This window comes from Hymenobacter cyanobacteriorum, from assembly GCF_022631375.1.
Lineage (GTDB): Bacteria > Bacteroidota > Bacteroidia > Cytophagales > Hymenobacteraceae > Hymenobacter > Hymenobacter cyanobacteriorum.
Genome location: NZ_JALBGC010000005.1, coordinates 146,445 through 170,948, shown reverse-complemented (window position 1 = coordinate 170,948; position 24,504 = coordinate 146,445). Strand labels below are relative to the sequence as shown.

The window sequence follows — 24,504 nt, the reverse complement described above, 5'->3', positions numbered from 1 at the left end:
GTTAGAAAGCCCCAGCCTCTGTCATCCTGAGCGCAGTGAAGGACCTTGCCACGTTAGAACAATTCGTTTCAACGTGGCAAGGTCCTTCACTGCGCTCAGGATGACAGAGGCTGGGGTTTGTTAATTTTACCTAGCCCCGCACGTAACGCTTACGCAACCCTGCCGATGTAGTAGTTGCCCTTGCAACGCAAGCCCAACCGTAGCGACTACAGCCGTGTCGGTTGGGTTCGAAGCAGTAAGTTGCAGCCTGATTTACTTCCCTCACTTCCACTAACTCCTCTTTTTCTTCAAGAATGAATCTTCGTTTCCTGTCAACCCTGGGCCTGGCCCTGATTACGACGGCCAGCTTTGCCCAACAGAAGAAGCCAGCCACCAAAGCCCCAGCCGCTAAAACTGCGGCCCTGATGACTACGCCCGGCGGCACCAAGCTCGTCGAGAAAGTGACCAAGCAGCCCGGCCAGCTCGTCATTCCTTACGAGAAGTACGTGCTGCCCAACGGCCTCACGCTCATCGTGAGCGAAGACCACTCCGACCCGCTGGTGCACGTCGATGTGACCTACCACGTGGGTTCGGCCCGTGAGCAGATTGGCAAGTCGGGCTTTGCCCACTTCTTCGAGCACATGATGTTCCAAGGCTCCGACCACGTGGGCGACCAGCAGCATTTCAAGCTGGTGACGGCCGCTGGCGGCAGCTTGAACGGCTCGACGAACGAAGACCGCACCAATTACTACGAAACCCTGCCCAGCAACCAGCTCGAAACGGGCCTGTGGCTGGAGGCCGACCGCATGGGCTTCCTGCTCGACGCGGTGAGCCAGAAGAAATTTGAGATTCAGCGCTCGACGGTGAAGAACGAACGCGGCCAGCGCGTCGACAACGCCCCTTACGGACAGTCGGGCGAAATCATTGGGCGCACCCTCTACCCCTACGGCCACCCTTACTCCTGGTCGGTTATCGGCTCGCTCGAAGACCTGGACCGGTCGAACGTGGACGACCTGAAAAACTTTTTCCTGCGCTGGTACGGCCCCAACAATGCCACCCTGACGGTGGGCGGCGACGTGAAGCCGGCCGAAGTGGTGAAAATGGTGGAGAAATATTTCGGCCCCATCAAGCGCGGCCCGGCCGTGGCCAAGGCCAAATACGCGGCACCGGTACTGCCCACCGACCGCTACGTGAGCTATTCGGATAACATCCGGTTCCCGATGCTGCAAATGGTGTTTCCGACGGTGCCCGAAGGCCACCCCGACGACCTGCCCCTGACGGCACTGGCGCAGTTGTTGGGCAGCGGCAAAAACTCGCTGCTGTATAAAAACCTGGTCAAGAACCAGAAAGCGGTGCAGGCCCAGTCCTACCAGCGCGGCTCGGAGCTGGGCGGCCAGCTGACTTTTGTGGCGCTGGCGTTTCCCGGCAAGGGGCTCGACAGCCTCGAAACCACCGTACGCAACACCATTGCCGAGTTTGAGAAGCGCGGCGTGAGCGACGAAGACCTGCAGCGTTTCAAGGCGCAGGTAGAAGCCCAGCGCGTGAACAGCCTGGCCAGCGTGAGCGGCAAGGTGAGCCAGCTGGCCGCCAACCAGACCTACTTCGGCAACCCCAACTACATCACCGTTGAGAGCAAGGAGCTCAAGGCCTTGACCAAGGCCGATGTGCAGCGCGTGTACGAGAAGTACCTCAAGGGCAAGCACGCGGTTATTCTGAGCGTTATCCCCAAAACGGGCGGCGTAGCGGCGGCTAAGCCTGATAACTTCACCCTTGACAAGTCGGGCTACACCGCGCCGAAAGACGAGTATGCCGGCCTGAAATATGTGAAGGCGACCGACTCGTTCGACCGCAACAAGCAGCCTGCGTCGAGCGGCAACCCGGTGGTAAAAGTGCCGGTGCTCTATCAGGAAACGCTGGCTAACGGCCTGAAAGTGGTGGGCACGCGCAACACCGAAATTCCGGCCGTAACCATGCGCCTCACCATCCGCGGCGGCCACCGCCTCGAGCAGGCCATGCCGGAGAAAGCGGGCATTGCCCAACTCACGGCCAGCCTGCTGAACGAAGGCTCGGAGAAATACACCGGCGAGCAGTTTAGTGCCGCCCTCGAAAAGCTGGGCTCGCGCGTCAGCGTTAGTGCCGACGACAACGAAACCGTGGTCAACGTGCAGACTCTTACCGCCAACCTGCCCGCCACCATGGCGCTGCTGGAACAGCGCCTGCTGCACCCCCGCTTCGATGCCCAGGACTTTGCCCGCCTCAAGAAACAGCAACTGGAAGGCATTGGCAACTTTGCCACCCAGCCGGGCGTGATTGCCGACCTCACCTACAACCGCCTGCTATACGGCACCAGCAACATTGCCGGTACCGCCGTGGCCGGTACCGCTGCCTCGGTGGGCAGCCTGACGCTCGACGACGTGAAGGCCTTCTACAACAAGTACTACGCGCCCAACGTGAGCTACCTCGTGGTGGTGGGCGATGTGGACCAGAAGACGCTTGACTCGCAGTTGGGTTTCCTGAACAACTGGGCCAAGAAAGACGTGACCATTCCGACCGATGTGACGGGCGTACAGCCCGACAAAACCACGATATACTTCGTGAACAAGCCGGGCGCGGCCCAGTCTGAAATTCGGGTGGGCTACCTCACCACCATGCCCTACGACGCCACCGGCCCCTACTACCAGGCCACGCTGGCCAACTACGTGCTCGGCACCGCCTTCAACTCGCGCATCAACCTGAACCTGCGTGAGAACAAAGGCTATACTTACGGCGCCCGCTCGGGCTACGGCAGCACCCGCTACGCCGGCCCGTTCACGGCTTCGGCCGGCGTGCGCGCCGATGCCACGGCCGCCTCGGTGAAGGAGTTCATGAACGAAATCACCAATTACCCCAACGGTATTTCGGACGAAGAGCTGGCCTTTACCAAGTCGTCGATTGGCCAGAGCGATGCCCTGCGCTACGAAACCGGCCCGCAAAAAGCCGGCTTCCTGGCCCGCTTGGTGGAGTACAACCTCGAGCCAAGCTACGTGCAGCAGCAGAGCGACATTCTGAAGAAGCTGACCAAGGAAGACGTGCAGGCTTCGGCCAAAAAGAACCTGCCGGCCGATAAAATGTACATCGTGGTAGTGGGCGACGAGAAGCAGTTGCCCTCGTTGCAGGCCCTGGGCTACCCCGTAGTGCAGCTCGACCTGGAAGGCAAGCCCGTGGTGGCGGCGGCGCCAGCCCCGGCGCCGGCCGCGCCGGTGGTTGATGACAAGACCAAAATCAAAACCGAAGATGGCGGCAAGCTGAAAACCAAGACCAAGAAAAGCTAATCCAGCTTTTAGCCTGACGAACTGTTGAACGTCATGCCGAGCGTAGCGAAGCATCTTTACCACGAGCGTAATCCAATCGACTGGATTTACCACTGCGGTAGAGATGCTTCACTTCGTTTAGCATGACGTTCTTTTTTTCATCCGGCTATCTTCCCATAAGCCAGCACCAAAATCAAACCTCTCTGAGGCACAAGCCGCGAGCAAGTGCCGGGTAAAGCGTAGCTTTCGGCCCGCCGCTTTATCTTCACGCAAAAAATTACCTGCCCGTGGCCTCTTCTCAACAGCTTGCGCAACTCGACCGCCTCGAGCGGCAGATTACCACCTTAGTGGCTGCCTATCAGCAATTGCGCGAAGAGCTGGCCGACGCCAACACCACGGTTCAGCAGCTGCGGGGCGACCTGCGCGAGAAAGACCGGCAGTTGAAGGAGCGCCAAAACCAGGAAAATATTGTTAAACTTGTACACACCATAGCTGGGGAACCCACCCACGCCAACGAACTTAAACTGCGCCTCAACGAATACATCCGCGAACTGGACAAGTGTCTTGCCTATTTGAGAGACTAAACCGAACGACCCTCACCCCACTGCCTTAACTTTCGCCCCATGAGCGAATTAGCCATTAAAATCCGAATTGCTGACCGGGACTATCCCATGCGCGTTGACGTGCAGGATGAGGAACGGCTGCGCCTGGCCGGCCGCCTGTTGGGCGACAAGCTGCGCGAATTCCGGGAAGGCTACGGCATTCAGGATAAACAGGACCTGCTGGCCATGATTGCCTTGGCCACAATGGCCGACCAATTGAAAGTGAGCAAGGAAAAGGATGGCACCGATGCGGCGCTAACCGAACGGCTGGCTCGTTTCGACGAGCTACTATCCGGCGTGGTGCTCACGAGCTAAGACGGCTCGCGCGGGCACCGCACATACTCGTTGGCCCGGCTGGGCGGCGCGGCAATCGGCCGCTACCGCCCGGCCCGGGCAAAATCGTTCTTTCCGGTTATGGTGTTGAACCCATTCAAAAACCATAATCTATATGACCCCTTTAATAATGTACTGCCTGATTGCGGCGGTGGTCGCCCTGGTGGCGGGCATCCTGGTAGGCAGGCAGTTGGCCGGCAAAGCCCGGCTCGACCACGAAGGCGAGGCCACGGCCCGCGCCCAGCAAATTCTCCGCGACGCGGAGGAGAAAGGCACCCGCCTTCGCGATGAAAAAATCAAGCAGGCCGACGAGCGCCTGGAGCAGTCGAAGAACAAGTTCAAGACGCTGCGCAACGAGTTCGACCAGGAAAGCCGCCGCCTCAAGCAGGCCCTCGACCAGGAGCTGACCGAGCGCCGCCAGGGCGTGAATGAGCAGGAGCAAAGCATCAAGCTGCTCACCGAAACCACCCAGCGTCAGCTGGAACAATTGCAGAAGAAAGAGGCTGATTTAGAGCGCATCCGCGAGAAAAACCAGGCCGACACCCAGCAGCTGCGCGACAAGCTCGAAGCCCAGGCCGAAAAGCGCCGCCTCGACCACGAGGAAACGATGGCCGAGCTGGAAAACAAGCAGCGCGAGGCCGACGAGCAACTGCACTCGGTGCAGCGCCAGCTCGAAACCATTGCCAACCTCACCGCCGCCGAAGCCCGCGAGCAGCTGGTAGAATCGCTGAAAAACGAAGCTCAGATTCAAGCCAGCTCCTACGTGAAGGACACCGTGGCCCAGGCCAAGCTGACGGCCACTAAGGACGCGAAGAAGATTGTGCTGGAGACGATTCAGCGCACTGCGTCGGAACATGCCATTGAGAACTGCGTGTCGATTTTCAACATTGAAAGCGACGACGTGAAGGGCAAAATCATCGGCCGCGAGGGCCGCAACATCCGCGCGCTGGAAGCCGCCACGGGGGTTGAAATCATCGTGGACGACACGCCGGAAGCCATCATCATCTCGGGCTTCGACCCGGTGCGCCGCGAAATTGCTCGCCTTTCGCTGCATTTGCTGGTGAAGGACGGCCGCATTCACCCGGCCCGCGTGGAGGAGATTGTGGCGAAAACCCGCAAGAACATCGAGGAGGAAATCGTCGAAATCGGCGAGAAAACCATCATCGACCTAGGCATTCACGGCCTGCACCCGGAGCTGATTAAGATGGTGGGCCGCATGCGCTTCCGCTCATCGTACGGCCAGAACCTGCTGCAACACAGCCGCGAAGTGGCCAACCTCTGCGCCACGATGGCGGCCGAGATGGGCCTCGATGTGAAGAAAGCCAAGCGCGCCGGCCTGCTGCACGATATCGGCAAGGTGAGCACCGAGGAGCCGGAGCTGCCCCACGCCATTTTGGGCATGGAGATGGCCAAGAAGTGGAAAGAGCACCCCGACGTGGTGAATGCCATCGGCGCCCACCACGACGAGATTGAGATGACGGCCATGATTTCACCGCTGGTGCAGGCCTGCGACGCCATTTCAGGCTCGCGCCCCGGTGCCCGCCGCGAGATGATGGAAAGCTACATCAAGCGCCTCAAGCAACTGGAAGAAACCGCCAACGGCTTCAAGGGCGTGAACCAGTGCTTTGCCATTCAGGCCGGCCGCGAGCTGCGCGTGATGGTGGACGCCGAGAACGTGACCGACGAGCGCGCCGCCGAGCTGAGCTTCGAGATTTCGCAGAAAATCGAGAAGGAAATGCAGTACCCCGGTCAGATTAAAATCACCGTGATTCGGGAGATGCGCGCCGTGGCGTACGCCAAGTAAGCTGTAGCGCACGCTTCAGCTTGCGCCTTTGATTGAGCCTTAAGAAGCCCTCGCAACGAAAGTTGCGGGGGCTTCTTTTTTAGCGGTAAGCCTGTATTTTCACCGCTCCTTTCCACGGCCCGGCAGTTATAAACGCTGGCTTTTTCCTCACTAATTATGAGGTTACTCTACCGTTTGGTTACCTATATTGCGCTACTTGGTGCGGGCTCATTGGCGAGCTGCGCATTGTACGCGCCGATGCATTGTGCTGCACCAAGCATCCGCGCCAAGGGTGAGGCCGAAGTGTCGGCCATCTTGCACGTCAACACCCGGGTAGAGGGGGCGGTGGCTTATTCGCCGTTATCGCACGTGCTGGTGCGAGCAGCCGGCAGTCTGAAAAAAGACCAGAACGACAGCATCTACTTTCGGGTGAAGCAGTTTGAGGCCGCCGTGGGCGGCTACTGGCCGCTGCGCGAGTACTGGGTGGTGGGGGCGCTGGTGGGCGGCGGCGCGGGCCACAACCAGCGCGGTTTTCGCGATGTTGGGCTATTCGGGTCTTCGTCGGTCGTCACCTATCGGCAGTATGATGGGCAATACCGGAAAATATTCGGCGAGGCATATGCGATGTACCAGCGACGCATTGGCAGTGTGGGGGTTGCGTCGCGCCTCACCCAAGTGCATTTCGATGAGCTGAGCGACCGGGGAATCGCGCTGGGGCCGGCTTCTACGCTACGGCTGGAGCCCATGGTTTTTGGTCGCATGGGGCCTTATGCCGGCCGCTTCAACTGTCTGCAGTTCCAGGTGGCGGCCGGTTTGTCGGTTGATTGTAGCAGCCGGCGCGCAACGGACTATTCGACCCGCAATGTGTTTGACAATAGCTTATTCGTCAGCTTTGGGGCGGTATTCTACCCACACCGGCTTTCCAAACGGGCCCCGCAGCCATAATAATGGCCTTTTTCATGGTTGCAGCGGGCTTGCCGACGTACTTTCACGGCGATGAAACGTTGCTTCCCCTTTGACTATTTGGGCCTGCTGGCTATTGGTACCTTGGCCGCCTGCACTACTGCTAAAAATCCTTACGCCCTCACCAACAAGTCGTACAAAGCCCAGGTGAAGGCCTACGCCGCCGCCCTGCGCGCCACGCCGCCGCCCACGCCGGGCGGCGACAGCCTGCTGGGCAAATACTGGGTGGGCACCACCAATTTCAACCTGCGCAAGCCCAACTACGTCGTCATTCACCACACGGCGCAGGATTCGACGGCGCAAACGCTGAAAACCTTCACGCTGACGCGCACGCAGGTAAGCGCGCACTATGTGATTGGGCGCGATGGCCGGGTATACCACATGCTGAACGACTACCTGCGCGCCTGGCATGGCGGCGTAGCGCGTTGGGGCAACAACACCGACCTGAACTCCTGCTCCATCGGTATTGAGCTGGATAACAACGGCACCGAGCCTTTCGCCGAGGCCCAGATTACCAGCTTGTTGCACATTCTGGCGGGGCTGAAAAAGGACTACGGAATTCCCGCCGCCAACTTCATCGGCCACGCCGACATTGCGCCCAGCCGCAAAAACGACCCCAGCGCCCGCTTCCCCTGGAAGCGGCTGGCGGATAGCGGCTTCGGGCTGTGGTACGATGCCGGGCCGCTACCCAGCCCCTTCGGGCCCGACAGCGCCGCCGCGCTGGCCGGCCGCCTGCTAACGCCGCGCCTGCCCGAAACCGACGACACCGCGCCGACTACTCCCCTGCCCGTCGATACCAGCCGGGTTGACGCCCAACTGGCCCGATTGAACGGGCCGATTACGGTATTCAATCCGCGCGAGGCGCTGCGCATTATCGGCTACGACACGCGCGATTTGCCGGCGGCCATTCGGGCGTTTAAGCTCCACTTTATTCAGCAGAACGTGAACGGGCCGTTGACCGATGCCGACAACCGCATTCTATACAATCTGTATAAGAAGTGCTTGTAACCGGCCGTAGGCCGTTAACTTTAGCTTTTATGGGTAAGGGCGGGCCGTATTGGAGGCGGCCGGGCCCTACCGTTTGATTCTTATGCCAGTAGTATCCCAACGTGGGCAGGACATGCCCGTTTCGCCGTTTCGCAAACTGCTGCCCTACGCCGAGGCTGCCCGCCGCCAGGGCAAAACCGTGTACCCGCTCAACATCGGCCAGCCCGATGTGCTGACGCCCCCCGCCCTGCTGGAAGCCGTGCGCACCGCCGACGTGGCCGTGCTCGGCTACGCGCCCGGCGCGGGCACCGAGAGCTACCGCCGCAAGCTCGAAGCCTACTACCAGCGGGCCGGCATTCCGGCGCGCTACGACGACATACTGGTGACCACGGCTGGCAGCGAGGCCATTCTGTTTGCCCTGCTCACCTGCCTGAACCCCGGCGATGAAGTCATCATCGCCGAGCCCTTCTACGGCACCTACACGGCGTTTGCCATTGCGGCGGGCGTGCACATCGTCACCGTCACGGCCCATATTGAGGACGGTTTTGCGCTGCCGCCGCTGGCCGATTTTGAGGCCGTGATTACGCCCCGCACCCGCGCCGTGCTCATCTGCAACCCCAGCAACCCCACAGGCTACGTGTACACGCGGGCCGAGCTGGACGCCCTGCTGGGCCTGTGCAAACGGCACGACTTGTACCTGCTTTCCGATGAAGCCTACCGCGAATACTGCTACGATGGCGCGCAGGCCACCAGCGCCCTGAGCCTGGAAGGTGGCGAAGAGCACGTGGTACTGCTCGATACCATCTCGAAGCGCTACAGCGCCTGCGGGGCCCGCGTGGGCGCGCTCGTCACGCGCAACCCCGAGGTGTGGCAGGCCGCGTTCCACTTTGGCCAGATGCGCATTTGCCCGCCGGTGCTGGAGATGATTGCCGCCGAAGCCGCTGCCGACCTGCCCAGTACCTACTTCGACGAAACCCGGGCCGAATACCAGGCCCGCCGCGACCTCACCGTGCGTCGCCTGCGCGCCATGCCCGGCGTGACGTGCCCGGTGCCGGGCGGGGCGTTCTACGTGGTGGCCCGCTTGCCCGTGGATGATGCCGAAACTTTCGGCCAGTGGCTGCTCGAAGATTTTACGCTAAACAACCAGACGCTGATGCTGTCGCCCGCCAACGGCTTCTACCAGACGCCGGGCCTGGGCCGGCAGGAAGTGCGCCTGGCCTACGTCATCAACCAGACCGACCTGGCGGCGGCTTTCGACTGTTTGGCACAGGCGCTGCTCGAATATCCCGGCCGCGTGGAACCAGCGCCCGCAGCCTTCGTAGAAGCTGCCATTGCTTCTTAGTTTTTAATCTCTTTTTAATTCTGAATGGACACGAGCATTGCCCCCGCCGTCGAAGTACCCGTGAAAGACTACCGCGGCCCGCTGCGCTTCTGGCACTGGGCCAACGCGCTGCTGATTAGCCTGCAATTGATGACCATTCTGTTTCAGAAGGTGATTGTGAAGGCTAAGACGGCGGTACCCGAACTGCAGTCGTCGGGCAAGGAGGTTTCGGTGCCGCAGGCGCGCGAGCTGGCGCATATTATCAGCGAGCGCATCTGGGCGTGGCACATCTACTTCGGCTGGACGCTGGTGGCGCTGTGGGTTTTCCGGCTGGGCCTGCAGCTCACGGGGCCCTCGAATCTGCGCTTCTCGGCGCGGCTGATGGAGATTCTGCGTCGCTATCGCCTGGCTCCGCCGGCGGATAAAAGCAAGGCGGGCAAAATTCTGTTTGCCAAAACTACTTACGCGCTGTTCTACCTTTTTATCACCATCATGGTGTGCACCGGGCTGATTCTGGTATTCGAGGACGTGTCGTGGCTGAAAGGCATTCACCACACCGCCGAGGAAATTCACAACGTGACGATGTACCTGATTATCGGCTTCATCCTGATTCACGTGGTGGGCGTGGTGTGGGCCGAGAGTAAAGAAGACCACGGGCTGATTTCGCGCATGGTGGGCGGCGAGGCCCCGAATATCCAGCCGAAAGCTTAGAGGCAGTTGTCATTGCGAGCGTAGCGCGGCAATCCTTCCCCTCGATGCAGAAACCCTTGAGACGCGACAAAGCCTTTTTTTGACGCACAATTCTTATCAGCAAAAAGCCCCGGCACTGCGCAGTGCCGGGGCTTTTCACATTATCAGGATTTCTGTATTGAGAGGAAGGATTAGCTGCGCTGAACTTCGTTTGCCGCGTTCCGCTGCGCTCCACTCGCAATGACAGATGGCGCGATTAATTCCCGCTGCTGCCGGGCTTCTGCTCCAGCTTCTGCATGGGGCTGGCCGAGGCTTTGGCGGCCTGCTGCATGGGGTTGGCGGGGGCCTGCGGGCGCTGCTGCTCAAACAGCTCGAAGCGTGAGGACGCGGGCTGGCGCGGGAAAGCGTTGTTGCTCAAATCCGTGTCGGCCGTTTGCTGGAAGGGGTCGATGACGAAGCTGATAACGGGCTTCTTGGTTACGATGACCTTGGTAACCTGGGCGTTGTTTTTGCGCCAGATTTCGGCCGGGATGGTCTGGATTTCCTGGGTGTTGTCGGCGTAAGTCATCTGCACGATGACGGGCATCACCAGGCCGCCCACGTTGCGCAGGCTCAGCTCGTAGAAGTTGCTCTGCGAGTCGCCGAGGCGCTGCTGCTGCTCGGGCGTGAGGCCGTTAAGCATGGCGGTGTAGCGCTGCTGGTCGGCGGGCGTCACGGCCAGCGGGTCGTAGTTGTTGTAGAAGTCCTTCAGCTCGGGCTTTTCGTCCACCAGCGTTTTGGGAATGTCGGTGGCGTTGCGCTGGGCCGTGATGGACTGCGGCGCGGCGGCTTTCTGCTGCTGCAGGCGGGCATTTTCAATCTGCGGGTTGCGGGTGCTGGCGTTGTAGCTCTTCACCGATTCCAGGGCAATGTCGGTGTGCTCGGTGGTGTAGAACCAGCCGCGCCAGAACCAGTCGAGGTCGACGGCCGAGGCATCTTCCATGGTGCGGAACAGGTCGGCGGGCGTGGGGTGCTTGTAGGCCCAGCGCTTGGCGTAGGTCTTGAAGGCGTAGTCGAACAGCTCGCGGCCCATCACCGTTTCGCGCAGCACGTTCAGGGCGGTGGCGGGCTTGCCGTAGGCGTTGTTACCGAATTGCAGGGCCGACTCCGAGTTAATCATAATCGGCGACTGCAGGTTGTCGGCCGTGGCCATGTAGGCCGCGATGTTGCGGGGCTCGCCGCGGCGCGAGGGGTAGTTGCGCTCCCACTCCTGCTCCGTCAGGAACTGCACGAACGAGTTCAAGCCCTCGTCCATCCACGTCCACTGCCGCTCGTCGGAGTTGATAATCATGGGGAAGAAGTTGTGGCCCACTTCGTGGATAATCACCGAAATCATCCCGTATTTCGTGTTCTGCGAGTAGGTACCGTCCTTCTCGGGGCGGCCGCCGTTGAAGCACAGCATCGGGTACTCCATGCCGCCCACCGGGCCGTGCACCGAAATGGCGACGGGGTACTGGTACGGGATGGTGTATTTCGAGTAGGTTTTGATGGTGTGCGCCACCACCTGCGTCGAGTACTGGCCCCAGAGCGGGTTGCCCTCCTTGGGGTAGTAGCTCATGCACATCACGGGCTTGCCTTCTTCCTTAATCTGCATGGCATCCCAGATGAACTTGCGCGAGCTGGCCCAGGCAAAGTCACGCACGTTTTTGGCGGCGAAGGTCCAGGTTTTGGTGCCGGTGGCGCGGCTGCTTTCGTTTTTCACGGCCTCGTCCTGGCTCACGATGAGCACGGGCTTGGTGGCTGATTTGGCCTGCTCCCAGCGCTTCATTTGCGTAGCCGAAAGCACCTGCGCGGCGTTTTGCAGCGTGCCGGTGGCACCCACGATGTGGTCGGCGGGCGCGGTGATGCTCACCTTGTAGTCGCCGAAAGGCAGCGTGAATTCGCCGTTGCCGAGGAACTGCTTATGCTGCCAGCCTTGGTTATCCGAATACACAGCCATGCGCGGGTAGAACTGGGCCATCTCGTAGAGGTAGTTCTTGTCATCGGCGAAGTACTCGAAGCCGCTGCGCCCGCCCTGCTTGTACTGGTCGGTGATGTTGTAGTGCCACTTCACGCTGAACGACACCGACTGGCGCGGCAGCAGCGGCGTGGGCAGGTCCACGCGCATCATCGTGTTGTTGGTCACGGTGTGCAGGGCGCGGCCGTCCTTGCCGGTCACGGCTTCGATTTTGAAGCCACCGTCGAAGTTCGAGGTCATGCCCTCCACGGCCTGGAACGTCATCTTGTCCTGCAGCTGGCCCACCTGGGTGGCGTTGGCGATGGAGTTTTTCTCGAAGATGTTCTGGTCGAGCTGCACCCAGAGGTAGGGCAGCGCATCGGGCGAGAGGTTGGTGTAGGTGATGGTTTCGCGGCCGGTGAGGGCCTGCTTGGCATCGTCGAGCGTGACTTTGATGTCGTAGTCGGCGCGCTGCTGCCAGTAGTCGGTGCCGGGCGCGCCGCTGGCGGTGCGGTAGCTGTTGGGCGTGGGCAGCATCGTTTCGAGCTGCGCAAATTTGTCGGTGCCCGAATTGGTGTTCTGGGCCACGGCGGCCTGCCGGCCCGCCACGGCCAGCACCAGACCGGCGAATAAAAGACGACGCATAGAAAAAGCGTGAAGTGGGAAAATCAGATTAGAAATTTGCGACCGATAAGGTCGCTTAAAGTTACGGCAAGGTTGCGGCAGTGTCAGCGGGTCGGCAACAAGGGGCAAATGGAAGAGCCATCGAAACGTCATGCCGAGCGCAACCGAGGCATCTTGCGTGTGGCCGTGATTCAATCGTGAAGCCGTGTTTGATTAGTGGTGGCACGCGAGATGCCTCGGCTGCGCTCGGCATGACGTTCTTTTTCGTTCTCTGATTCACCTCCCGGCTCTCCCCCGCCCCTACGGCCATAGCAGCTGCACCAGCAGCAGGACGGCAATACCCAAGGCCGCACCGCTCATCGTGAGCAGCCAGTCGCGCCGGGCCACGCCGAAACCGCGCAGCAGCAATGCCCCTAGCAGCAGAATAGCTGCCACGATGAGCACCTGGCCCAGCTCCACGCCCACGTTGAAGGCCAGCAGCTCCTGCACCGGCCGGCTATTGGCGCCCAGCAGTTGCCGCAGATAGTTCGAGAAGCCCAGCCCGTGAATCAGCCCGAAGCCCAGGGCCAGCGCGTTGGGCGCGGCCGCCAGCACCGGGGCCGGCCGCAGCGTGGGCCGCGCCGTAGCCGCCCCCGCACCGCGCAGATTCCACAGCGCTGTAATCATAATGGTCACCGGAATCAGCGCTTCGATAATGGTGGGCTTGAACGCCACTAGTCCCAGCGTGGCCAGCGCCAGCGTGAGCGAGTGGCCTACCGTGAAGCTCGTGACCAGGGCCAGCACGCGCCGCCAGTCGGCCAGCACGTAGGGTGCGCACAGCGCCAGCAGAAACGTGAGGTGGTCGGCCGCGCGCGGCGTGCAGATGTGCAAGAAACCGAGCTGGAGGTAAGTCGTGAAAACACTCATAAGGAAAAGCAAAGCCCCGCAAAAGTCTGGTAACTTGGCGGGAAATTTACCCTTTCCACTTTTTATGAAAATTCGCTACGTTCTTCTGTTGCTATTCGGCTTGATTATCCACGGGGCGGCCATCGCCCAAACCGCCCCGGCCCCGATGAGCAACTTCGCCAACGTCCCTCTCACCCGCCAGGACACCGCCCGCGCTGTGCACGAGCTGTTCCAGAGCCGGCGCGGCGGCGGGTTTGGCTGGCTGGCATTTGGCGGAGCCGGCATGGCGGCTTCCATTATTCCGGCGCAGCAAAGCACCAGCGCCGGGGTCTGGACGCCGGGCGTGGTTATTGGGTCGGCGCTGGCGCTGCTGGGCACCAAAAAGGTCATCCAGTTTGGCTGGGGGCGCGAGCACCGCGTACTGCGCGACCTGGCCGCCACTGGCCATCTGCCGGCCGACGTGAAGCGCCGCCTGCGTGGCAACTTCGCGCCGCTACACGGCACGGCCTCGTCGCTCAACCCACTGCTGGCCCTGGAGGGTGCGCCCGCCGCGCCAGTGCCGGTTCCGCCAATGCCCAGTTCTGGCAAACCCGCCGCCGCGCCGGTGGCCAGCGTGCCGCCCGTAGCGACGGCTACGACTCCGGCAGCAACGGCTCCGCTGCAAGCGCTGGCCGATGCCCGGCAGGATACGCTCGATGCCGTGCTTGGACTGTTCTTGGCGAAACGGTTGGGCGGGCAGCTGCCCATTCTGCTGGCTCTGCCCGGCCTGCGCCTGATGACGGGTGCCACCCAAACCAACAATTCGACATCACCCTACGGCCAGCCCCAAAGCAGCGCCCCACCCGCCGGACAAGTAGCCCTCGGGCTGGCGCTGACGGCCGGCGGCGTGGCGTACATGTTCATTCACAACGCGCCGTATTCCGACGCCAAATTCGATGCCCTGCGCACCAGCTACCTGGCCGGCACGCCCCTGCCGCCCGCGCTGCGCACTCAGCTCAAAATCAAGCACATGGCATCGGGCCGCACCTACCGCGAGCGGCTGGAGCGGCGGGCTGCTCGTCGTCGCCGTTAGAGGTGTTGCGGCCCCGCCGCCGTGGCGGCCGCGGCCGGGGTAGCGGGCGTTTTCTGCAAGCACATCTGTGTTCCAGGCTCTGTAGTGCTAAAGCTGCAACAAATTCTTATAAAATAATTATTTTTTACTATATTAGACAATCATTGCAAGTAGCCTTTGTTTGTCATGAAGCGCTTCATCTTTTTACTGCTCTTGTTGTCGCTTGTTGGTATGAATTGCGATGCCCAAATGTTGAGTGCACCGATGACAAGTAACCGAATTTTCACGGCTGCAGACACGCTACAGGCGCTACATGCCCTTTTCCACAGGGGTCGCAAGTGGGGTAAAGGGGTAACTGCCCTGGCACCAGTCGCTATCGGAATCGTACTCTACTCAGGTTCACGAATGGATATGGGGGGTTATAACATGTTGGGAGGCAACTCCACTGCCCCCAATAACTACGCCTACACCACCTTTCTTGGTGCCCCCGTTGCCCTTACGCTTTCGCTGGTTGGGCCACTTTCCTGGAACACTAACACTAAAGATACCGAGCAGAAAATCATCCGAGATTATGAACAACGACGCCCTCTAAACAAGCGCACGCAGCGGCGATTGCACAATCAATTAGAACGTATGCTGATGGGCACAACTATGCTGAGTCGATAAAAAAAGCCCCGCCAGCACGACGCTGACGAGGCTTCCAGATGTCCCTGCTGGTTTCTTCGTTCCACCCACCCCGCCGCCGTGGCGGCCGCGGCCGGGGTAATGGGAGTTTCTCGCGGGCGTGCCCAAGAGCCAAGCAGGCCGCGAAAGTTGTTGGGGCTCACTTAGCTCCCAGGTAGGGCCTAAAAGTCCTTTTGGGGCTTCCCAAGGAACTGGGGAGGCTGGAGAAGCGGCTGGGGACAAAAATACTAGCCGGCGCGGCAGGCACCATTTTTTGAGTGGACAGCGTTATCTTGCTTCAACTACCAAGCTCCCGTTCGACATGTCGCCCAATACTTCCGCTCAGCCCACCCGCCTTACCCCCATTCAAGTGCGCTTACTCCGCCTGTTTGAGCGTGGCATGAGTGATGAAGAAACCTTGGAGTTACAACGCGTTATGGTCGCGCACTTATCGCGAAAGATGCTGGACGAAGTGGAACGCATCGATACCGAACGCGGCTACACGGCTGAAGACTATGAGCGGATGCTCAACGAGCCTTCCTGATGTGGCGGGCCGTTATCGACACGAACTGCCTCTTGGCTTCGCTCAACCGCAAAAGCCCTTTCCACCGCTTGTATGAGCTATTTGCGACTGAAGCATTTCATTGGGTGCTCAGCAACGAGATACTAACCGAGTACGATGAAATATTGACGCGTCACTACTCGGCCAGCACGGCCGCTCATGTGTTGAAATCTTGCTATCGGCTCCCAATACATCGTTTCAGGAGGCCTGTTACAAATGGCAGCTCATCGAAGCCGACCCCGACGACAATAAATTCGTGGACGTAGCCATTGCCGCCAGCGTCGATTACTTGGTCACCAATGACCAGCACTTTGCGGTGCTCAGGCAGTTGGAGTTTCCCCGGGTGCCCGTCGTCAGCTTGCAGGAGTTTCTGAGCAGCTTTTGACAAATTGGTTTCCAACGATAAAAACCCCACCAGCATTGCGCTGACAGGACTTTTTGTGTATCTCCCCCGCCCCGCCGCCGTGGCGGCCGCGGCCGGGGTAGCTGAAGTTTATCGCAGGCGTGCCTTAGCGCGAGGATAGCAACTTAATCAAATTAGCCCATAATATTCTTTCCCATAAGGGATTGAAACTTGTGTAAATCTACCTGTTTTGTGACCACAAAACCTGTTCACAACGCAATTAACGCATTTCTTTGCATCCAACTTATCACGGTCAAATTCCAAATCAAACCCTTCATTAATCCAAGAGACATCCTGAAATACGCTTTGAATCTCCTCCTCATCTGTCTCGCTTTTCTCTACCTTGAATACAATACATTCTTTAATGCGTTTGGAATCATCTTCGCCGACGTAATACCAATAGACAATATACCCATACAATGCGTCGATTGAATCCAAAAAATTTATATACGAAACAACTTGAGCTTTGTGGCTACTGCGCAGAATATTTGACCTTTTCTTTGCGTTTCTAAATTTCTCTTGCACAACATAATTCTGGCCATTCTCATTTGCAAAAATATAGTTTGGTGAACCAAAGAAATTGGCTTTGCTGCTTTTAAAATATTTTTTACTGTTTGCATCATACCCTGCGTACACAATTTTTGATTTACGCAAATCATCAAAGAAATAATGATTGTCCTTGTTATAATATTGGTCACCAATTACGTTTCCTCCAAAAACTAAACTGCGTTTTGATGCATCAGTATAGTAAACCAATCTGCTATACTCATGAAAACCCGTTCCTATCTGTGCTTCAATGGTAGCCTCATCATCTATAAAGCTTTTTTTAATACAGTAGCTAGCAGGACAGAATACATAACTTGAGATATCCGTAGCTGTAATATAGCCAGCATCTATCTCATTTATTACGTATTTGGTAATTACATCTACACCTTCAGACTCGTCAACAAAACTCGCTTTTTTAAATACAAACTCTTCTCGTATATTTGAATACACAATCCAAGCAATTGTTTCCAAGGATTTATACTCCCTTAATTTTTCATATACTTTTTGATAAAGCTTGTCTAAATAATCATTTTTTAAACTCTCATTATGAAAGCCTAATTTTTTCAATGCATATCCAAGATGAGCGAATTGCGCGCTATCTAGGTATGCATATAAGGCCTCTTTGAGGTTGGTTTGATTTCCCATTGACGCTTCTAAATTAAGCTTTGGTGATGCCCTCACCCTGTACTCAAAGCTATAACAAATCAGTCTTTTTCATTCAAACGTGGGAAAGCCCCGCCAGCACAACGCTAACGGGGCTTTCCCATTCAAAACCGGCTTGACAAATTACACCGCCGGCATTTCCACGTTCTCGAACTTCACCGCGCCGTCTTCCAGCACGGCCTCTACCACGGCGTCTTTGCTCACGCGGCCCGAGAGGATGTCCTTCGATAGCTCGTTCAGAATCACGCGCTGCAATACGCGCTTCAAAGGCCGCGCACCGAACTGCGGGTCGAAACCGGATTCGCCCAAGTAGTCGAGCACTTCGTTCGTGGCCTCCAGTTGGATGCCGGCCTCGGCCAGGCGCTGCTGGATTTGCTTGAACTGGATGTCGACAATCTTGCGGATTTCCTTGCGCTTGAGGGGCTGGAACATCACGATTTCGTCGATGCGGTTCAGGAACTCGGGGCGCATGTGCTGCTTGAGGCGCTCCACCACTTCGTCGCGGGTGCGGTCGACGACCTCCTCGTGGTTGAACTCGTTGAGCTCCTTGAAGTTCTTCTGGATGATGTCGGCCCCGGTGTTCGAGGTCATGATGATGATGGTGTTCTTGAAGTTCGCCACCCGGCCCTTGTTATCGGTGAGGCGGCCATCGTCGAGCACTTGCAGCAGGATGTTGAACACGTCGGGGTGCGCCTTCTCGATTTCATCGAGCAGCACCACCGAGTAGGGCTTGCGGCGCACGGCCTCCGTGAGCTGGCCGCCTTCGTCGTAGCCCACGTAGCCGGGAGGCGCGCCGATGAGGCGCGAGGTGGCGTGGCGCTCCTGATACTCGCTCATGTCGATGCGCACCATGGCGTTTTCATCGTTGAACAAATACTCGGCTAAGGCCTTGGCCAGCTCGGTTTTGCCCACGCCGGTGGTACCCAAGAAAATGAACGAGCCGATGGGCCGCTTGGGGTCTTGCAGGCCGGCGCGGGAGCGGCGCACGGCGTCGGAAATGGCCGCGATGGCCTCCGACTGCCCCGCCACGCGCTTGCCCAGCTCGGCTTCGAGGTTCAGCAGCTTCTCGCGGTCCGATTGCAGCATTTTGCTTACCGGAATGCCCGTCCACTTGGCTACCACTTCGGCGATGGACTCGCTGGTCACAACTTCCTGGAGCATGGCGCCGCCGTCTTTGTTGGCGTTGGCTTCGTCTTGCAGGGCTTTCAGCTTGGCTTCGGCTTCCTGAATCTTGCCGTAGCGCAGCTCGGCCACGCGGGCGTAATCGCCCTGGCGCTCGGCCTGCTCGGCTTCCAGCTTGAACTGCTCGATGGCTTCCTTTTGGGTCTGGATGCCGGTGAGGACGCCTTTTTCGCTTTCCCAGCGGGCTTTCAGGGTGTCGCGGCGGTCGTTCAGCTCGGCCAATTCTTTGCTGAGGATGGCTTCGCGGTCGCGGTTGTCTTCGCGGCGGATGGCTTCGCGCTCGATTTCTAGCTGCATGATGCGGCGCTGAATCTCGTCCAGCTCCACGGGCATGGAATTCAACTCGATGCGGAGCTTGGCGGCGGCCTCGTCCATGAGGTCGATGGCCTTGTCGGGCAGGAAACGGTCGGTGATGTAGCGGGCGCTCAGCTCCACGGCCGCAATTACGGCGTCGTCGGTGATGCGCACGCCGTGGTGCAGCTCGTACTTTTCCTTGATGCCGCGCATGATGCTGATGGCGTCCTCCAGGGTGGGCTCGTCCACCATCACGGCCTGGAAACGGCGTTCGAGGGCCTTGTCCTTCTCGATGTATTTCTGGTATTCCTTGAGCGTGGTGGCCCCGATGGCGTGCAGCTCGCCGCGCGCCAGGGCGGGCTTGAGCAGGTTGGCGGCGTCCATGGCGCCCTCGCCCCCGCCGCCGGCCCCGATGAGGGTGTGCATCTCGTCAATGAAGAGCACAATCTGGCCGTCGGAGTCGGTCACTTCTTTGATGACGGCCTTGAGGCGCTCCTCAAACTCGCCCTTGTACTTGGCCCCGGCCACGAGCAGGCCCATGTCGAGGCTCATGATGACTTTGTCGCGCAGGTTTTCGGGCACGTCGCCGGCCACGATGCGCTGGGCCAGGCCCTCCACGATGGCGGTTTTGCCCACGCCGGGCTCGCCGAGCAGCACGGGGTTGTTTTTGGTGCGGCGCGAGAGGATTTGCAGCACGCGGCGGATTTCCTCGTCGCGGCCAATCACGGGGTCCATCTTGCCAGCGCGCACCTGCTCGTTGAGGTTGCGGGCGTAGCGGTTCAGGCTCTGGTACTGGTCTTCGGCGCTCTGGCTCGTGACTTTGCGCCCGCCGCGCAGCTCCTTGATGGCGGCCTTCAAGTCCTTGTCGTTGAAGCCGGTGTCTTTGAGCAGCGTGGCCACGGCGTCCTTGCCGCCGAGGATGCCCAGCAGCAGGTGCTCGACGGACACGAACTCGTCGCCCATGTCCTTCATGGCCGTGTTGGCGCGCTGCACGGCGGCAGCGGCGTCGTTGGCGAAGTAGGGCGAGCCGCCGCTCACCTTGGGGTAGGCGGCCACAATGGCATCGAGCCGCGGCGTGAGGATGTTGAGGTTGGCGCCCAGCTTATTGGCCAGAAACGAGAAGACGCTTTCGTCGCTCTGGAAGAGGCCCTTCAGCAAATGGCCCGTTTCGACGGCCTGCTGCTGGTTGCCCCCGGCTATTTCGGTGGCCTTCTGCACGGCCTCCTGCGCCTTGATGGTGAAGTTTTTAAAGTCCATGTTGGGTTGTCTCTAAGTAGGTGCTTCGGGTTAGGAAGTTTGTACGAAAGGACTAGCAAACGGGGTGCGAGAGTGATTTTTCGGACTTTTTGGCTGGGAATTTCGGTTCTTAAGAGCCTACATACAGACATTATTGCAGAACGGGCCAATTCATTCATTTCAATGCATGTGCCATACATTTGTACCAAACTTAGTCTTATGAAGATTCATTTCAAAAATCTAGGACCTCTAAAATCAGGTGAAATTGATTTGTCAAAAAGAGTTAATCTTTTTGTTGGTTATAACAATAGCGGCAAAACTTATGCTTCATTATTACTATGGAGCATGTTTGACTACGAAACGCAACCACAAGGGTTCAAAGGGAATTCCCTTAACTTTTCATTTGATTTAGACAATCACAATAGAGAGTTAGAAATAACTCATGAAATGCTGAATACAGCGGAAAATGAGTATCTCTCACAGGTCAAGAGCAAAAGCATTGCCACAACATTCAACATATCACCTGATAACGACTTAATTAATAATATAAAATTAAGTTTAAGAGGGGAAATATCAGACGCAGTGCGTCATTATGGCGAGAAAATGCTATTCATATTCATCTCAAAAGAGAGAACAACTAGAGCTTATTCACTCATCAAGACTAAAAATAGCTTTAAAATCAGGCTCAAAAAGGAAAAAATAGACGGGTTCGAGGATTCTTTTAATTTCCAAAATCTGCAAAAGGCATTCCCAACATACACTTCATATTCAATTACATATGACAATGAACCTAGCTATATAAACAAAAGCATTAATAGGTCAATTGAGAGGATTATATTTAATAGTATAATTGGCTCAAGGTTTTTACCTTTTTTCTTACCTGCAAACAGAACATTCTTTCCAGCCTACTACAAATACGTCTATACTGCTGCTAAAGACGAGTTGGATTTAATGAATGGCACACGTCAGATTACTGCAGATAATGTAGTAAGCGAAAACAAACCAGTCAATCCTTTTACAAAACCATTAAATAGACTGGTTAAGCAGATGTTCGACTTAGGCAAGCAGCCTAAACCAAACAATTATTACAAAGATTTATTAGATGAATTAAGAGAGCTTATTGGTGGCGATATAGAACACCAAGCAAATGCAGGCCTATCACCAGTTGAGTTTAAATTGCGCCATCATGAAGGGCAAGAGCTAGAAATGCATCTTTCCAGTTCATCATCGAATCAGTTAGCAACGCTATACCTCTATTTCAAATATTGGGCTAACGATAAAAACAATTTTTTGTTTATTGACGAACCCGAAGAGAATCTTCACCCATCCAACCAAATCAAACTCATCAATATCCTGATGAAGTTCGCTAGCATGAACAATAATCGTATACTTATAACTACTCATAGCCCTCTAATGTCAGAGGCTATTAATAACTACATGCACTTAGCACACCTAAAGGAATCCACCAGTTTTGCTTTCGAAAAAATAAAAGAGATTCAGGGCGAGCTAGATTCTAAATTTGACCTTAAAAAGAATGATTTCGGTTTATACTTCTTTGATGGTTCTCACATTAAAGAATATGCTATAACAGCGTATGGAACACTCTTTAAAGAATTTAAGGAAGTGGAAACCCGCATGAAAGAAATCTCTTCCGTACTCAAAAACCATATTTTCGAATCGGAAAAATGATTAATAAGTTTTTGCAAAATCGAAATCGAGTTCAGGATTTGATGAAGAGTTCTGAATTCATAATGCCCCTTACTCATTATGATTCGGATGTGGAAATAGAGGAAAGAAAGAAGACAGCCAAATTAAGAAAAGTAAAATTTGAAAATGTTCCTGTCTGCAAGAAAGGTCAGGATAGTATATCTTGGCTTATTGATACAGAAGTAGAGGACTGCATTTTCTCTTTACCTCCTGGTGTCAAGACAGTTGACAAGACTATAGCCATATTCTCTTGCACAACATTATATTTTATAATGATTGAGCTAAAAAGCAGTTTATCAGCTATCGATGCAGGCCTTAATGAGGGTGGAATTAACGAAAAAATTAAGGATACAATAAGCAAAATATCTTCGTCAATTCCTTTGCATGTCTTCAAAGACAAGTACAAAGATGTAGAGCAACTAAAATATATTTGCATTGTATGCTATAATAAAGATGAGGTTGCGTTCAAAATACAAGAGTCGGGATTTGATGGACTTGATTTAAACGCGGAGATGTTTAGGGAATACGAGAAGCATATTGAAGCTATAGATATTGAAAATGGTGTATTGCAAAGCCCAAGAAAAGGTCCAAAAACTCCTGTCAGTATCATGGACGCCACTAATCATATGAATAAAGTAGACGTCTATTTCATAAGAAATCCTGATGAGCAAAGCCAATCTATGTCTGTCGATTTAACGCAATTTCTTTCTCACATTGCAGACTTTGAATACTGCCAATATACTGAATTCACACTCCCGTAAGAATGTTACATAACCCGGGATAACAGCGACACATAGCAAGCTACCTAAGAAACCCCCTTTTCTTCAGCGGCGGGGGCGGCGGGCGGGGGGTGGTTGAGGCGGGGGCATTGGAGAGAAGCTGTGGTATCGTTCTAGCGGCGAGGGCAGCGGACGGGGGGTGGTTGGGGCCGTTGGAGAGAAGCTGGTGTATCGTTCTAACGGCGGGGCAGCGGGCGGGGTGAGGCGTTGCCGTTGGAGAGAAGCTGTAGTATCGTTCTAGCGGCGGGGCAGCGGGCGGGGGATTACGGATTGTCAATCCAGTTTTCCTGCACCAAGCCGGATATGTCGGCAAAGTGGCGAGTGTTGCGCGTGACGAGGGTGAGGCCGTGCCGGATGGCGGTGCATCCTATCATCAGGTCGAAATCATCGACGGGGCGGCCGGCGCGGCGTAGGCGGGTTTTCTCGGCGGCGTAGTGTTCGAAGCAGTCCGCAATAAGCAAAATGTGGCCTTCAAAGGCGGTGCGCAGCCCATTTAGTGCCAACCGGTTGGCAGCCTGCTTTGTTGGGGCGCTGTTGGCCACGCCGTACAACATTTCGGCAATGGTCAGCTCACTGATGAAGCAATTATCGAAACCGATATTATCTAGCTTTTCGACAATGCCGTATTCGTTTTTGGTAAAATGAATGCATATGTTGGTATCAAGCAAATAGTAGCTCATAACTCTATATCGCGGTCGCGGAAGTGCCGCGATTCCATCAGCATCTTATTGATTTCATCCCCGCTTTCGTCGGATTGCCAGGAACCTGCTAGCGCTAAAAAGCGCTGCCGCCGCTCTTCCTCGGAAATAGCAGTGACCGGAGGCGTAGTAGTAGCTTTCACGCCCAACCGCCGCGCCAGACTCAGCAGCAAGTGCAGGTCGGAATCGTTAGTGGGTTCTAAGACGAGGGTGGTAGTCATGATTGGCAGATACTGAGTGACGAAGTGAAACGATGCCGCTTCTAAAGCTAAGTTACGCAGAAGCCTCAGTTTCTCTTGGCGGCGCGGGCAGCGGGCGGGCGATGGAAATGTGAAGGCAGCAGCCGTAAGGCAGAAGGTGCAGCCGGAGGTCTGGGTTTCGCACTAACTATTCTTCGTCACTCACATAAACCGATTGCCTGCGTGCAATTGATTGCACAGCAAATGAGCAATGGATTGCACGCGGAAAATTCCGAATTTAATTGAAAAACAACTAGCTGAAAGGGCTTTTTCATTTGAAAATCATTCGGCAAGCAGTATTTTCGAATCATAATTCCCATCACTCATTTTTCAACCTTACCCAAGATGAAAATTTCTACGCTTAAGCTCAGCGCTCTGCTGGCATTCCTGCTCTCGGCTACCATGTCGATGGCACAAACCACCAATTACACCTCCATTGGCATCATTGGTACCGCTACTCCAGGCGCCTGGACCACGGAAACCGGCATGACGCGCACGGTGGCAGGCGGCCACGACTGGGCCTATACCATGACCCTGACCGCGGGCGAAGCCAAGTTCCGGGCTAATAATGACTGGACGGTGAGCTGGGGTGCCAATACCTTCCCTACCGGAACTGGCAGCACCCAGAACGGCCCCAACATTCCGGTAACGGCCGGTCGTTACCTCATCAAGTTCAACGACCAGACCGGCGTTTATTCGTTTACGGTAGCCGCCGCTGCTAAGTCGAGCAACGATGCCATCCTGAAAATGGCCCTGGCCCCCAACCCCGCCAGCGGCTCGCTGCGGGTAGCCTACGAACTGCCGGCTGCCAGCAATGCGGTTATTGAAGTGCAGAACCTGCTGGGCCAGCGTGTGCAGGCACTCGCTCCTGTATTTCAGGCAGCAGGCGCCCGCGAGCAGCAGCTTTCGCTGGCTGGCGTGGCCCCCGGCATCTACCTGGTGCAGCTGAAAACGGCTGACCTGACGCAGACGACCCGCCTAGTGGTAGAATAACGCATCTGCTGGCATAGCCTGTAGCGGCTACGCAGTGTATTATTGAGAAAAAGGGC

22 protein-coding genes are annotated in these 24,504 nt (G+C 56.7%); 16 read left to right on the top strand and 6 right to left on the bottom strand.

Going from position 1 to position 24,504, the window contains the following annotated elements:
- Positions 1 to 293 precede the first annotated feature (293 nt).
- The 8 genes from MON38_RS18540 (at position 294) to MON38_RS18505 (ending at position 9,969) form a co-directional block, all read left to right on the top strand.
- Complete coding sequence (locus tag MON38_RS18540; RefSeq protein WP_241937652.1) at positions 294 to 3,290, top strand: M16 family metallopeptidase; 2,997 nt, start codon at positions 294 to 296, stop codon at positions 3,288 to 3,290.
- Positions 3,291 to 3,556: 266 nt separating this feature from the next.
- Positions 3,557 to 3,853, top strand: coding sequence for a hypothetical protein (locus MON38_RS18535; protein ID WP_241937651.1), 297 nt, complete (start codon positions 3,557 to 3,559; stop codon positions 3,851 to 3,853).
- A 39-nt stretch (positions 3,854 to 3,892) separates the two neighbouring features.
- A complete protein-coding gene (locus tag MON38_RS18530; RefSeq protein ID WP_241937650.1) occupies positions 3,893 to 4,186 on the top strand; it encodes a cell division protein ZapA in 294 nt (97 codons plus the stop codon).
- A gap of 133 nt (positions 4,187 to 4,319) precedes the next feature.
- The gene (gene rny, locus MON38_RS18525) at positions 4,320 to 6,008 is read left to right on the top strand and encodes a ribonuclease Y (protein ID WP_241937649.1); all 1,689 of its coding nucleotides are present in this window, start codon (positions 4,320 to 4,322) and stop codon (positions 6,006 to 6,008) included.
- Between the two features lie 237 nt (positions 6,009 to 6,245).
- Positions 6,246 to 6,932, top strand: coding sequence for a hypothetical protein (locus tag MON38_RS18520; RefSeq protein WP_241937648.1), 687 nt, complete (start codon positions 6,246 to 6,248; stop codon positions 6,930 to 6,932).
- Positions 6,933 to 6,983: 51 nt separating this feature from the next.
- Positions 6,984 to 7,958 (top strand): N-acetylmuramoyl-L-alanine amidase, encoded by a 975-nt coding sequence (locus tag MON38_RS18515; protein ID WP_241937647.1) that lies wholly within the window; start codon positions 6,984 to 6,986, stop codon positions 7,956 to 7,958.
- An 82-nt stretch (positions 7,959 to 8,040) separates the two neighbouring features.
- Positions 8,041 to 9,279 carry a pyridoxal phosphate-dependent aminotransferase gene (locus tag MON38_RS18510; RefSeq protein ID WP_241937646.1) on the top strand — a complete coding sequence of 413 codons (1,239 nt, stop codon included), beginning with the start codon at positions 8,041 to 8,043 and terminating at the stop codon, positions 9,277 to 9,279.
- Between the two features lie 24 nt (positions 9,280 to 9,303).
- Positions 9,304 to 9,969 (top strand): cytochrome b/b6 domain-containing protein, encoded by a 666-nt coding sequence (locus MON38_RS18505; protein WP_241937645.1) that lies wholly within the window; start codon positions 9,304 to 9,306, stop codon positions 9,967 to 9,969.
- Positions 9,970 to 10,204: 235 nt separating this feature from the next.
- Here the strand turns inward: MON38_RS18505 and MON38_RS18500 are convergent, their stop codons facing one another.
- A complete protein-coding gene (locus tag MON38_RS18500) occupies positions 10,205 to 12,568 on the bottom strand; it encodes a M1 family metallopeptidase (protein ID WP_241937644.1) in 2,364 nt (787 codons plus the stop codon).
- 279 nt (positions 12,569 to 12,847) lie between these two features.
- Entirely contained in the window at positions 12,848 to 13,453 is a 606-nt protein-coding gene (locus tag MON38_RS18495) for a HupE/UreJ family protein (protein ID WP_241937643.1), read from the bottom strand.
- A 64-nt stretch (positions 13,454 to 13,517) separates the two neighbouring features.
- On the opposite strand from MON38_RS18495, the gene MON38_RS18490 reads away from it, so the two are divergent.
- The 5 genes from MON38_RS18490 to MON38_RS22760 all read left to right on the top strand — a co-directional run bounded on the left by MON38_RS18490 (position 13,518) and on the right by MON38_RS22760 (position 16,093).
- On the top strand, positions 13,518 to 14,504 hold the full coding sequence (locus MON38_RS18490; protein WP_241937642.1) for a hypothetical protein: 987 nt from the start codon (positions 13,518 to 13,520) through the stop codon (positions 14,502 to 14,504).
- A 165-nt stretch (positions 14,505 to 14,669) separates the two neighbouring features.
- Entirely contained in the window at positions 14,670 to 15,149 is a 480-nt protein-coding gene (locus MON38_RS18485) for a hypothetical protein (RefSeq protein ID WP_241937641.1), read from the top strand.
- Between the two features lie 319 nt (positions 15,150 to 15,468).
- Positions 15,469 to 15,690, top strand: a complete 222-nt coding sequence (locus MON38_RS18480; RefSeq protein ID WP_241937640.1) for a hypothetical protein — start codon at positions 15,469 to 15,471, stop codon at positions 15,688 to 15,690.
- Positions 15,690 to 15,974, top strand: coding sequence for a PIN domain-containing protein (locus tag MON38_RS18475; protein WP_277881568.1), 285 nt, complete (start codon positions 15,690 to 15,692; stop codon positions 15,972 to 15,974). Before MON38_RS18480 ends, MON38_RS18475 begins: the two co-directional genes overlap by 1 nt.
- Positions 15,881 to 16,093 (top strand): PIN domain-containing protein, encoded by a 213-nt coding sequence (locus tag MON38_RS22760; RefSeq protein ID WP_277881567.1) that lies wholly within the window; start codon positions 15,881 to 15,883, stop codon positions 16,091 to 16,093. The genes MON38_RS18475 and MON38_RS22760 overlap by 94 nt, the downstream gene beginning before the upstream one ends.
- A gap of 147 nt (positions 16,094 to 16,240) precedes the next feature.
- Here MON38_RS22760 and MON38_RS18470 read toward each other — a convergent pair whose 3' ends face one another.
- Both MON38_RS18470 and clpB read right to left on the bottom strand, forming a co-directional pair.
- Positions 16,241 to 17,302: a hypothetical protein gene (locus MON38_RS18470; RefSeq protein WP_241937639.1), complete on the bottom strand. Its 1,062-nt coding sequence runs from the start codon at positions 17,300 to 17,302 to the stop codon at positions 16,241 to 16,243.
- Between the two features lie 141 nt (positions 17,303 to 17,443).
- A complete protein-coding gene (gene clpB, locus MON38_RS18465; protein WP_241937638.1) occupies positions 17,444 to 20,053 on the bottom strand; it encodes an ATP-dependent chaperone ClpB in 2,610 nt (869 codons plus the stop codon).
- Positions 20,054 to 20,251: 198 nt separating this feature from the next.
- Between clpB and MON38_RS18460 the strand changes: the two genes are divergently transcribed.
- Positions 20,252 to 21,721, top strand: a complete 1,470-nt coding sequence (locus tag MON38_RS18460) for an AAA family ATPase (protein WP_241937637.1) — start codon at positions 20,252 to 20,254, stop codon at positions 21,719 to 21,721.
- Positions 21,718 to 22,500: a hypothetical protein gene (locus MON38_RS18455; protein ID WP_241937636.1), complete on the top strand. Its 783-nt coding sequence runs from the start codon at positions 21,718 to 21,720 to the stop codon at positions 22,498 to 22,500. The genes MON38_RS18460 and MON38_RS18455 overlap by 4 nt, the downstream gene beginning before the upstream one ends.
- 281 nt (positions 22,501 to 22,781) lie before the next feature.
- On the opposite strand, the gene MON38_RS18450 is transcribed toward MON38_RS18455, so the two are convergent.
- Complete coding sequence (locus MON38_RS18450; protein WP_241937635.1) at positions 22,782 to 23,198, bottom strand: type II toxin-antitoxin system VapC family toxin; 417 nt, start codon at positions 23,196 to 23,198, stop codon at positions 22,782 to 22,784.
- Positions 23,195 to 23,437 carry a hypothetical protein gene (locus MON38_RS18445; protein ID WP_241937634.1) on the bottom strand — a complete coding sequence of 81 codons (243 nt, stop codon included), beginning with the start codon at positions 23,435 to 23,437 and terminating at the stop codon, positions 23,195 to 23,197. The genes MON38_RS18450 and MON38_RS18445 overlap by 4 nt, the downstream gene beginning before the upstream one ends.
- 363 nt (positions 23,438 to 23,800) lie before the next feature.
- Here MON38_RS18445 and MON38_RS18440 point away from each other — a divergent pair, with 363 nt between their 5' ends.
- Entirely contained in the window at positions 23,801 to 24,448 is a 648-nt protein-coding gene (locus MON38_RS18440; RefSeq protein WP_241937633.1) for a T9SS type A sorting domain-containing protein, read from the top strand.
- Positions 24,449 to 24,504 lie beyond the last annotated feature (56 nt).

What these genes read in the sequence shown, in the direction of transcription:
- MON38_RS18455 (WP_241937636.1), top strand. Translation starts at nt 21,718, where the DNA reads ATGATTAATAAGTTTTTGCAAAATCGAAATCGAGTTCAGGATTTGATG.
- MON38_RS18505 (WP_241937645.1), top strand. Translation starts at nt 9,304, where the DNA reads ATGGACACGAGCATTGCCCCCGCCGTCGAAGTACCCGTGAAAGACTAC.
- MON38_RS18500 (WP_241937644.1), bottom strand. Translation starts at nt 12,568, where the DNA reads ATGCGTCGTCTTTTATTCGCCGGTCTGGTGCTGGCCGTGGCGGGCCGG.
- MON38_RS18485 (WP_241937641.1), top strand. Translation starts at nt 14,670, where the DNA reads ATGAAGCGCTTCATCTTTTTACTGCTCTTGTTGTCGCTTGTTGGTATG.
- MON38_RS18540 (WP_241937652.1), top strand. Translation starts at nt 294, where the DNA reads ATGAATCTTCGTTTCCTGTCAACCCTGGGCCTGGCCCTGATTACGACG.
- MON38_RS18530 (WP_241937650.1), top strand. Translation starts at nt 3,893, where the DNA reads ATGAGCGAATTAGCCATTAAAATCCGAATTGCTGACCGGGACTATCCC.
- MON38_RS18470 (WP_241937639.1), bottom strand. Translation starts at nt 17,302, where the DNA reads ATGGGAAATCAAACCAACCTCAAAGAGGCCTTATATGCATACCTAGAT.
- MON38_RS18480 (WP_241937640.1), top strand. Translation starts at nt 15,469, where the DNA reads ATGTCGCCCAATACTTCCGCTCAGCCCACCCGCCTTACCCCCATTCAA.
- clpB (WP_241937638.1), bottom strand. Translation starts at nt 20,053, where the DNA reads ATGGACTTTAAAAACTTCACCATCAAGGCGCAGGAGGCCGTGCAGAAG.
- MON38_RS18440 (WP_241937633.1), top strand. Translation starts at nt 23,801, where the DNA reads ATGAAAATTTCTACGCTTAAGCTCAGCGCTCTGCTGGCATTCCTGCTC.
- MON38_RS18495 (WP_241937643.1), bottom strand. Translation starts at nt 13,453, where the DNA reads ATGAGTGTTTTCACGACTTACCTCCAGCTCGGTTTCTTGCACATCTGC.
- MON38_RS18520 (WP_241937648.1), top strand. Translation starts at nt 6,246, where the DNA reads ATGCATTGTGCTGCACCAAGCATCCGCGCCAAGGGTGAGGCCGAAGTG.
- MON38_RS18445 (WP_241937634.1), bottom strand. Translation starts at nt 23,437, where the DNA reads ATGACTACCACCCTCGTCTTAGAACCCACTAACGATTCCGACCTGCAC.
- MON38_RS18450 (WP_241937635.1), bottom strand. Translation starts at nt 23,198, where the DNA reads ATGAGCTACTATTTGCTTGATACCAACATATGCATTCATTTTACCAAA.
- MON38_RS18475 (WP_277881568.1), top strand. Translation starts at nt 15,690, where the DNA reads ATGTGGCGGGCCGTTATCGACACGAACTGCCTCTTGGCTTCGCTCAAC.
- MON38_RS18515 (WP_241937647.1), top strand. Translation starts at nt 6,984, where the DNA reads ATGAAACGTTGCTTCCCCTTTGACTATTTGGGCCTGCTGGCTATTGGT.
- MON38_RS18490 (WP_241937642.1), top strand. Translation starts at nt 13,518, where the DNA reads ATGAAAATTCGCTACGTTCTTCTGTTGCTATTCGGCTTGATTATCCAC.
- rny (WP_241937649.1), top strand. Translation starts at nt 4,320, where the DNA reads ATGACCCCTTTAATAATGTACTGCCTGATTGCGGCGGTGGTCGCCCTG.
- MON38_RS18460 (WP_241937637.1), top strand. Translation starts at nt 20,252, where the DNA reads ATGAAGATTCATTTCAAAAATCTAGGACCTCTAAAATCAGGTGAAATT.
- MON38_RS18510 (WP_241937646.1), top strand. Translation starts at nt 8,041, where the DNA reads ATGCCAGTAGTATCCCAACGTGGGCAGGACATGCCCGTTTCGCCGTTT.